Raw genomic sequence first — 2,631 nt, 5'->3', positions numbered from 1 at the left:
ACTGGAGTTACTCCGGTCCGGACGGAGTTGCGCTGGCCGGCACCGAGCGCATCGTCGCCATGTCCGCTGTGATGACGGCCATCGGAATCGGCTGGGGACTGACGTGGTTGACCTACGCCGCCGACTACTCCCGCTTCGTGAGTACGCGTGTTCCGCGACGCAAGCTGTACCTGGTCAGTGCACTGGGACAGTTGATCCCCGTCGTGTGGCTCGGTGTGCTCGGCGCGACGTTGGCCACCACCAACGGTTCCGTCGATCCGGGCAAGCTGATCGTGGAGAACTTCGGTGCGCTCGCCATCCCGGTGCTGCTGTTGGTTCTGCACGGCCCCATCGCCACGAACGTCCTCAACGTCTACAGCTTCGGTGTGACGGCGCAGGCCCTCGATATCAAGTTGAGTCGGCGCACTTTGAACCTTGTCGTCGGCGTTCTCGCACTGGCCGCGAGCGTGTTCTTCGTCTTCCAGGAAGATGCGGCGCAGACCCTCGACGCCTGGCTCGTGGGTGTGGTGGGGTGGGTGGCGACATGGGGCGCGATCATGCTGGTGCACTACTACGTCTTCGAGCGTGCCAGCACCCGCTACGGCCATCTGTTCGACGAGGTGGGCTCGACGAGGATGCAGGACGTCAACTGGCGTGCGCTCGTGGCGTTCGGGGTGGGAATCTTCGGCACCTGGATGTTCCTCAACGGCATGGTCCCGGCATTGCAGGGGTTCGGTTCGCGGGCACTCGGCGGTCTCGACATCTCGTGGCTCGTCGGCGGTAGTGCTGCAGCATCGACCTACTACCTTCTCGCCCGAAAATCTCATCGGCAGTGGATGATTCGTCAGCAACATCCCGAGGGGCAGGCACCGGTTCCGCAGCGGGTCGAATAGTTCCACACAGATGTCCGACCACGCAGTAGAGGAGGGAAACATGGGAATCTTCATCAGGAACGCGCACGTCATCACCATGGACGCATCCACCGGATCCGAACCGATCGTTCGCAGCATCCGGATCGAGAACGACGTCGTCACTGCAATCGCTGCCGATCTCGAACCCGGCGACGGCGATACGATCATCGACGGCCGCGACAGGCTGGTGACACCGGGATTCGTGAACGCACACACCCATTCCTGGGAGACGTTCTACAAGGGCAGATACGACAACATGCCCCTCGAGATGTGGATGGCCATCGCGTATCCGATCCTCGGCGACAGTCGCGTCGAACCCGATCTGGTTCGTCTGCGCAGCACGTTGTTCGCAATCGAGTCCCTCGAAGCGGGCGTGACGACGATCGTCGACGACGTTCTCGAGAACCCGACTCAGGATTGGGCGCAACTGTCGGCGGTGTTCGACGCCTACGAGGAGATCGGCATCCGAGCGAACATTTCCGGACACGTGATCAGCAAACCGTTCGTCGATACTGTGCCGTTCATCGCCGATCATCTGTCGCCGGAGGTCACGGCCGAGATTCGGTCGCATCCGGTTCCCACCACGCAGGAGTACCTCGCATTCAGCAGGAAAGCATTCGAGCAGTATCACGGTCGAGGCAACGGGCGTCTGCGATACATGGTCGCGCCGTCCGCACCGCAACGGTGCGGTGCGGAGCTTCTGGTCGGTGCCACGCAGTTGGCGGCCGAATTCGACGCCGAATGCCATATTCACGTCCTCGAGACCAAGACTCAGTTGGTCACGGGAACGGAGATGTACGGCGGCTCCCTGGTGGAATACATGGGTCGGATCGGCGCACTGTCGCCCAATACCACCCTGGCGCATGGCATTTGGCTGACCGAAGACGACATGTCGATGATCGCCACGGCGGGTACGTCGATTTCGCACAATCCGATCTCGAATCTCAAGCTCGGATCGGGAATCGCCCCGTGGCATGCCCTGCGTACCGCAGGCGTGAACCTCGGGTTGGGAACCGACGGATGCTCGAGCAGTGATTCTCCCCGCATGCTCGACGTCGTGAAAGCTGCTGCGCTGCTGCACAAGGTGACCAACCCGGACTTCACCACCTGGCCCACGGTGGACGAGGTACTACATGCAGGCACCGTCGGCGGGGCCCGCAGTGCGTTCCTTCAGGACACCGTGGGCACCGTGGAGGTGGGGATGCAGGCCGACCTGGTGATCTTCGATCTCGACACAATGGCTTTCACGCCTCGGCAGAAGCTCGACCGGCAACTGGTGTATTCCGAGAACGGTTCCTCGATCGATATCGTGATCGTGGCGGGCCGGATCGTCGTCGAGGGCGGACACGTCACCACGGTCGACCGGTCGGCTGTGCTGGCCGAACTCGCCGAGCGCCTCGACGAGATCGTGGCACGCCAGAATGCACTCGATTCGCTGAACAAGCCCCTGCTGGATGCGCTGGCGGCCATGTACGACAGAGCGGTTGCGACCCGCGGCACCGTCAACCGATTCAGCGACGACGAACGCGCGTGGCTCGTCTGAACAGCGGTGCCGGAGCGGGTGTCATGAAGGTCGATTTCAAGAAGACGCTCGACGCATATTCGGCACGGCACAACATCTTTCGTACCCTTGTCGTTCCGCCGCTGACCTACCTGATGCTCGACGGACACGGCGATCCGAACACCGCGCCGGAGTATGCCGAAGCAATCGGGGCGCTCTACCCCGTGGCCTATGCAGTCA

Annotated in this window: 2 protein-coding genes and 1 pseudogene; all 3 read left to right on the top strand. The window is 62.3% G+C overall.

Annotation, left to right across the window (positions count from 1 at the left end):
• Window positions 1–872 (top strand): cytosine permease (locus A2J02_RS04455; RefSeq protein ID WP_197477931.1); only part of this gene is annotated, 872 nt, incomplete at its 5' end.
• 40 nt (window positions 873–912) lie between these two features.
• Window positions 913–2,433 (top strand): amidohydrolase family protein, encoded by a 1,521-nt coding sequence (locus tag A2J02_RS04450; RefSeq protein ID WP_068047311.1) that lies wholly within the window; start codon window positions 913–915, stop codon window positions 2,431–2,433.
• A 23-nt stretch (window positions 2,434–2,456) separates the two neighbouring features.
• Window positions 2,457–2,631: pseudogene (locus A2J02_RS04445) on the top strand (GyrI-like domain-containing protein); the annotation flags it as partial.

Origin of the sequence: Rhodococcus sp. EPR-147, from assembly GCF_001647185.1 — a bacterium.
Taxonomy (GTDB): domain Bacteria; phylum Actinomycetota; class Actinomycetes; order Mycobacteriales; family Mycobacteriaceae; genus Rhodococcoides.
Note: the sequence above shows the minus strand (reverse complement) of the source record. Positions and strands in the feature narration are given on the sequence as shown.

What these genes read in the sequence shown, in the direction of transcription:
- A2J02_RS04450 (WP_068047311.1), top strand. Translation starts at nt 913, where the DNA reads ATGGGAATCTTCATCAGGAACGCGCACGTCATCACCATGGACGCATCC.